The following is a 6,381-nucleotide window of genomic DNA, read 5'->3' on the forward strand; positions in this document are numbered from 1 at the left end:
TGTGGAATCGCCCGCGGGTGGCTGTCATACTCGTGCAATTGCCAGGCGCATCCAGGCGTAGAACCGCGCCGCCCGCATACGGCGAAACAGCAGGAAACCTATGAATCACGATCCAATACTGAGCGGACCAGCCGGCGGCTCCGTCGCGCCCGCGGCGCCGACCAGGCGTCCGTCGCGGTGGTCGCCGACCAATTGGCCGGTGCGCTGGAAGGTCTTCGCGATCGTGCTGGTGCCGCTGCTGCTGGCCGGCGGGTTCGGCGGGCTGCGGATCAATGCCAGTGCGAGCGCGGCGTCAGAACTGCGCCTGGCCGCCGAGCGCGCCGACATGATCCCGGCGATCAGCGAGTACATGGCCGCATTCGAGGGCGCGATGATCGCCGCCACGGAGGGCACGCCGACGCAGCAGCCGCTGGCCGACTTCGACTCCCGCAAGGCCGATCTCCGCGAGCGGTTGGAGAACACCGAGGCCGTGGACGACGTCGAGTTGGCCGTCAACAACCTGCTCACCATCGGTCAGGAACTGATCAACAAGGTGATGGCCAACACCATCGACCTCCGGGGCCGGGTGCTCGCGTACGGGGCGCTTTTGCTCACCTCCGAGACGGCCGTCACCGGATCGGCGCGGGCCGACACCGCCGACGTGCAGGTGCAGGCGCGTGCCCTGTCGCGGGCCATCGGTGCACGCGGCCAGATGGCGTTGCAGCACATGCTCGTCACCCGAGGCGGTGACGTACCCGAACCCGAGCTGCGGGTGTCGATGACCACGCTGGCGGGCACCGAACCGTCCACGGTCACCGGCATGGCCGAGCTGCTGGGTCCGGCGTCGCAGGATGCCGCCACGCTGCGCACCGAGATGTTCAAGCGGATGTCGATGATGGCCACCCCGGGGGTGGTGCTGGCGGGCAACCCCGAGCTGCTCCAGTCCCAGCAGGTGACCGACGGCATCGCCGGCACCATGATCGACGACCTGACCGCCAGCATCCCCGCGGCCGTGAACGAGGAGGCCGCCGCACAGCGCAGCGCAGCCATCCGGGACGCCGTGCTGGTGGCCGTCGCGATCGTCATCGCGCTGGCGGTGGTGCTGCTCGTGGCGCGCTCGCTGGTGCAGCCGCTGCGCCGACTGCGCGACAGCGCCCTGAAGGTTGCCCACGAGGACCTGGCCGGCGAGATCGAGCGGGTGCGCGCAGGCGGTGAGCCGGGCCCGGTGGCCCCGATCCCGGTGCACACCACCGAGGAGGTCGGGCAGGTCGCCCACGCCGTCGACGAACTGCACGAGCAGGCGGTCTTCCTGGCGGGCGAGCAGGCGCGGTTGCAGATGCAGGTCGGCGACATGTTCGAGACGCTGTCGCGGCGCAGCAGGTCACTGGTGGACCAGCAGTTGTCGCTGATCGACCGGCTCGAGGCCAACGAGGACGACCCCGAGCGGCTGGAGAGCCTGTTCCGGCTCGACCACCTGGCGGCCCGGATGCGCCGCAACGGCGCCAACCTGCTGGTGCTCTCCGGGGCGCGGATCCCGCGCGACCAGGCGGCACCGGTGCCCGTGGCGGCGATCATCAACGCCGCCGCATCGGAGGTCGAGGACTACGCCAGGGTGATCACCGCGACGGTGCCCGACAGCGAGATCGCCGGTCCGGTGGCCGGTGACCTGGTGCATCTGCTCGCCGAACTGCTCGACAATGCGCTGCGCTATTCACCGCCGATCTCGCAGGTCCGGGTGTCGGCGGTGCACAGCGGCAACGGCGGACTGGTGATCGAGGTCAGCGACATCGGGCTGGGCATGACCGAGTCGGACCTGCGGGTGGCCAACACCCGCCTGCAGTCCGGCGGTGAGGTCGACCCGTACACCGCCAGGCACATGGGCCTGTTCGTGGTCGGACGGCTGGCCGCCCAGCACGGCCTGGTGGTCCGGCTGCGCGCCACGGTCGCCGAAGAGCCGAACTCGGGCACCACCGCGGGGGTGTACGTGCCGGTCGAGCTGATCGCGCGCAGTGACGCCGCGTCGCCCGAGCCGTACGCCGAGTCGGCCGACGCACCCGCCGGCCTGACCGCCTTCGCGGCGGTCCCGTCGCCCGGCCGGGAGCGCACGAACGGGACCGCGCACGGTGACGTCTACGGCGACGAGTTCGGCCATGCGGCCCAGGACGAGCCGGCCGGGCACCTCAACGGTCACGCTGACATCCCGATCTCGCTGTTGCCGCAGCGCAACCCAGGTGCCAGTGGCATCTCCGGCGTCCCCGCGCCGGCGCCGGTCGACGAGCCCGACGTGCAGCCCGACCTGCAGCCCGTCGATGACTGGCCGGAGGACTCGATGCCGGCGCAGACGCGGGCCGAACCGCAGGGTCCGTCGAACACGTCGGCGTTCTTCGCCTCGCGGGCGCAGGTGGCCAGCAACGGCGTGCACCGGCCGGAGTCGGTCGAGCCGCCGCAGGACGATCGGCCGCATGAAATGGCCGAGCCCGCGTCCGCCGTCGAGCCGGTCCGCGGTCCCGCCGACCTGCCGGGGGAGCTGTCCGGCGACGTGTCCGAGACCGCAGGGTCCGACGACGCGATCTATCAGAAGATGCTGTCGGAATGGTTGATCGATCCCCATGACATCGCCAACAGCAGCGACCTCAACTGGGAGTCGGTATGGGATCACGGCTGGTCAGCGGCTGAAGCTGCCGACGAGGCGCCCGTCGTCGCGCACACCGAGGAGGGGTTGCCGGTGCGGCAGCCGGGTGCCCGGCTGGTGCCGGGCGGGGTCGACGCCGTCGACGGCGGGCATCGCAACGGCGGAGCGCATCGCAGCGTCGACCAGGACGACGAGGTAGCATCGGCGGTCGACGCCGGCAATGGGTCGGAGTCGCTTCCGCTGCGCGATCCGGACGCTGTCCGCGCGAGCATCAGCAACCACTTCGGCGGTGTGCACGCCGGCCGCATGCACGCCCGTGAGACCAGAGGATCTGAATACGAATGACGTTTCCGGACAGCAGGAGCACCGCGAACCCCCGGGACTCATTCGCACGCCCGTCCGCGCGCGAGTCGCTCGACTGGCTGGTCTCGAAGTTCGCCCGCGAGGTGTCCGGTGTGTCGCACGCGGTGCTGGTGTCGGCCGACGGACTGCTGATGGCGGCCAGCGAGCACATGCCCGGCGAGCGGGCCGACCAGCTCGCAGCCGTCGCCTCCGGGCTGGCGAGCCTGTCCACCGGCGCGGCCCAGCTGTTCGACGGCGGGCACGTGTTGCAGTCGGTGGTCGAGATGGAGAACGGCTACCTGTTGCTGATGCGGGTCGGCGACGGGTCGAATCTGGCGACGCTGGCCAAGCGGTCATGTGACATCGGCCAGATCGGTTACGAGATGGCGATACTGGTAGAGCGCGTCGGCACCGTGGTGCAGTCGGCTCGACGGACTCCGCAGCACTCGTGATCCGCGATGGACTATCCGAGCGGCAGAGGCGAATCGAGCGGTTGGGAGCCGGATCCGGGACCTGACCCCGAGGAGTCCGGGCCGACGCCGAACCTGGTGCGGCCGTACACTCTGACCGCGGGTCGCACGGAGTCTCGCGTCCACCTGCCGATGGAGGCGCCGGTGGAGACGTTGAACTCGGGCAAGGCGCCGCGCTGGCCGGCGAGCGACATCCGCGGTCAGATCCTGGCGTTGTGTGTGGACAGCCCCTCGGTCGCCGAGATCGCGGCCAGGTTGTCCGTGCCGCTCGGCGTGGCGCGCGTGCTGATCGGTGACCTGGTGACGCAAGGTTATCTACGGGTGCTCGTCACCCTCGACGACTCGGCGACCTACGACGAACGTCGCGAACTGATAGGAAGGACGCTGCGTGGCCTCAGGGCACTCTGATCGACGCGACGCCGCCTCGACCAAGATCGTCGTCTCCGGTGGCTTCGGCGCCGGGAAGACCACCTTCGTCGGTGCGGTGTCGGAGATCATGCCGTTGCGGACCGAGGCCCTGGTGACCAATGCGTCGGCCGGGCTGGACGGACTGGACGCCACCCCGGACAAGCGGACCACCACGGTGGCGATGGACTTCGGCCGCATCACCCTCGGTGACGACCTGGTGCTGTACCTGTTCGGGACACCGGGGCAGCGCCGCTTCTGGTTCATGTGGGACGACCTGGTGCGCGGGGCGATCGGCGCGATCATCCTGGTCGACGTCCGGCGGCTGCAGGACAGCTTCGCCGCGGTCGACTTCTTCGAGGCGCGCCGGCTGCCGTTCCTCATCGCGGTCAACGAATTCGACAACGCGCCGAAGCACCCGGCCGCCGCGGTGCGCAAGGCGCTCGCACTGCCGGACCGTATCCCGGTGGTCAGTGTGGATGCCCGCGACCGGCATTCGGCGAAGGCCGCCTTGATCGCGGTCACCGAGTACGCCCTCGACAGCCTCAGCGCGCTGCCCGGCTGACGGGTGAGCGGCGACACGGTCTGGGCCGAGGAGGAGTTCATCGGCCGGGACTTCCGCGACGAGGACCTGAGCCGGTTGCGCACCGATCGGGTGGTGTTCGACGGATGTGACTTCAGCGGAGTCGACATGAGTGAGTCCGAGCATGTCGGGACGGCGTTCCGGAACTGCCGGTTCCGGCGGACGACCTTGTGGCACAGCACGTTCAAGCACTGCAGCCTGCTCGGGTCGGAGTTCACCGAGTGCAGGCTGCGGCCGCTCGTGCTGGTCGAGGTGGACATGACCCTGGCGGTGCTGGGTGGTTGCGACCTGCGCGGGGTCGACCTGTCGGACTGCCGGCTGCGGGAGGCCGGCCTCGTGGGCGCCGACCTGCGCAAGACGGTGCTGCGCCGCGCCGATCTCACCGGTGCCCGTTGCAACGGGGCCAAGTTCGGTGAGGCAGATCTGCGCGGCGCGCGAATGGACCCGACGTTCTGGACCACCGCCTCGGTGCGCGGCGCGAAAATCGACATCGAGCAGGCGTTGTCGTACGCCGCGGCGCATGGGCTCGATGTCAACGCGGAGTAGGAGGGCCGGTGACGACGCGGGAGACCATCGAGCGCTGGGTGGAGTTGTTCAACACCAATGATGCGGAGGCCCTTTCGGCGTTGTACGCCGAGGATGCGGAGAACCATCAGATCGCGCTGGACCCCGTCGCCGGCCGGGCGGCGATCGAGCAATTTCACCGAGAGACGTTCGCGGCGGGCCCGTTGACGTGCACACCGATCAACCTTGTGGTCGAGGGTGACTGGGCCGCGCTGGAATGGGTCGACCCGGACGGCTTCCGCGGGTGCGGGTTCTTCCATGTCCGCGACGGACTGATCCAACACCAGCGCGGCTACTGGGACAGCGCGCAGTTGCGTTCGGTGCACCCAGATGTGCACTGAATCCTGCCTTGCGCAAGCGGATACCGCCGACGTGTGATGTCGTCGGCGGTGTTGAGCCGCGGAGTCGCTAGAAGGGTGGTGGTTCGTCGCCGGGTTGCGGTGGTGGCTTGGGGGCGAACAGTGCGTCGAGTGCTTGTCGGCGGGCGCGGCGGCGGGCTTCGCGGTGTTCGCGATTCTGTTGGCGTTCCGCGGCGATGCGGGCGGCCTTGTTCTGGGCTCGGGTGCGTTGGCGTTTCGGCATCATCGCGGTGCGGTTAAGACTTTGGTCTTCTCGGGTGTTGCGTCGTTCGGCGGGGGCCGTCGGAGTGCACAGGTAGGGGAACAGCAGCGCCGATCCCGGTGTGGTGGTGTAGCTCTGGCCTGCCGGGCTGGTCCAGATGACCGTCCCGTCGCACTGTTGTCGGTCACGCCAGCCCCAGAACGTCTTGATCAAATGATGCAGGCGGCACAGGCATTTCAGGTTCGACGCCTGGGTGGGCCCGCCTTGGCTGTAGGGGATGGTGTGGTCGATGTCGGTGCTGAAGGCCGCCACGTCGCAGCCGGGGAACCGGCAGCCCATGTCGCGGCACCGCACGAACTCCGCCAGTTTGCGCGAGGGCGTGTAGCGCGGCTCGGGCGGTGCGTCGCCGGGATGGATCAGCGGCCGGATCGTCGCGTGCTCGGCCAGGGGCGCGACCTGTTCGGGCGGCAGGATGCCGTCGTTGTGCACCAGGCTCGCTACCGAATCATCCACGGGCTCGGCCGAGGTGTCGGGCTCGGCTTGGGTGTCGGTGTCGGCTTTGTCAGCGGGGCTGGCGACGTCGGTGTCGACGGTGTCGGTGGCGGCCGCGAAATCCGACTTCTCGGCGCCAGCTTCAGTGTCGGCGGCCACCGCATCGGTGTTGGGGCCGGTGATGGTGTGGATGACGAACGGGGCGGCCACCGCGTCCTTCTTCGGGCAGTCCGGATTGCCGCACTGGCAGGGCAGGCGTTCGGCGCCGCGGCACACCGCGGCGATCGCATCGACGCGACGCTGCCTCTTGGTGCGGGGGTCATCGGGGCATACGGTGTCGGCCATCGCGTCGA

Annotated in this window: 7 protein-coding genes; 6 read left to right on the top strand and 1 reads right to left on the bottom strand. The window is 69.6% G+C overall.

Annotated elements, in window-relative coordinates:
* Positions 1-100 precede the first annotated feature (100 nt).
* From Q2100_RS14865 to Q2100_RS14890, 6 genes are read left to right on the top strand one after another with little or no spacing between them, the layout of a single operon-like run.
* The gene (locus tag Q2100_RS14865; protein ID WP_302914693.1) at positions 101-2,956 is read left to right on the top strand and encodes an ATP-binding protein; all 2,856 of its coding nucleotides are present in this window, start codon (positions 101-103) and stop codon (positions 2,954-2,956) included.
* On the top strand, positions 2,953-3,405 hold the full coding sequence (locus tag Q2100_RS14870) for a roadblock/LC7 domain-containing protein (RefSeq protein WP_264014913.1): 453 nt from the start codon (positions 2,953-2,955) through the stop codon (positions 3,403-3,405). The genes Q2100_RS14865 and Q2100_RS14870 overlap by 4 nt, the downstream gene beginning before the upstream one ends.
* 6 nt (positions 3,406-3,411) lie before the next feature.
* The gene (locus tag Q2100_RS14875; RefSeq protein ID WP_302914694.1) at positions 3,412-3,831 is read left to right on the top strand and encodes a DUF742 domain-containing protein; all 420 of its coding nucleotides are present in this window, start codon (positions 3,412-3,414) and stop codon (positions 3,829-3,831) included.
* The gene (locus Q2100_RS14880; RefSeq protein ID WP_302914695.1) at positions 3,812-4,393 is read left to right on the top strand and encodes a GTP-binding protein; all 582 of its coding nucleotides are present in this window, start codon (positions 3,812-3,814) and stop codon (positions 4,391-4,393) included. Before Q2100_RS14875 ends, Q2100_RS14880 begins: the two co-directional genes overlap by 20 nt.
* Positions 4,394-4,396: 3 nt before the next feature.
* Positions 4,397-4,957, top strand: a complete 561-nt coding sequence (locus Q2100_RS14885; RefSeq protein ID WP_302914696.1) for a pentapeptide repeat-containing protein — start codon at positions 4,397-4,399, stop codon at positions 4,955-4,957.
* Between the two features lie 8 nt (positions 4,958-4,965).
* Positions 4,966-5,316, top strand: coding sequence for a nuclear transport factor 2 family protein (locus Q2100_RS14890; RefSeq protein WP_302914697.1), 351 nt, complete (start codon positions 4,966-4,968; stop codon positions 5,314-5,316).
* Between the two features lie 67 nt (positions 5,317-5,383).
* Here the strand turns inward: Q2100_RS14890 and Q2100_RS14895 are convergent.
* Positions 5,384-6,381: HNH endonuclease signature motif containing protein (locus Q2100_RS14895; RefSeq protein WP_302914698.1), on the bottom strand; the 998-nt coding region annotated here is incomplete at its 5' end.

It is taken from the genome of Mycolicibacterium arseniciresistens (assembly GCF_030519285.1).
GTDB lineage: Bacteria > Actinomycetota > Actinomycetes > Mycobacteriales > Mycobacteriaceae > Mycobacterium > Mycobacterium arseniciresistens.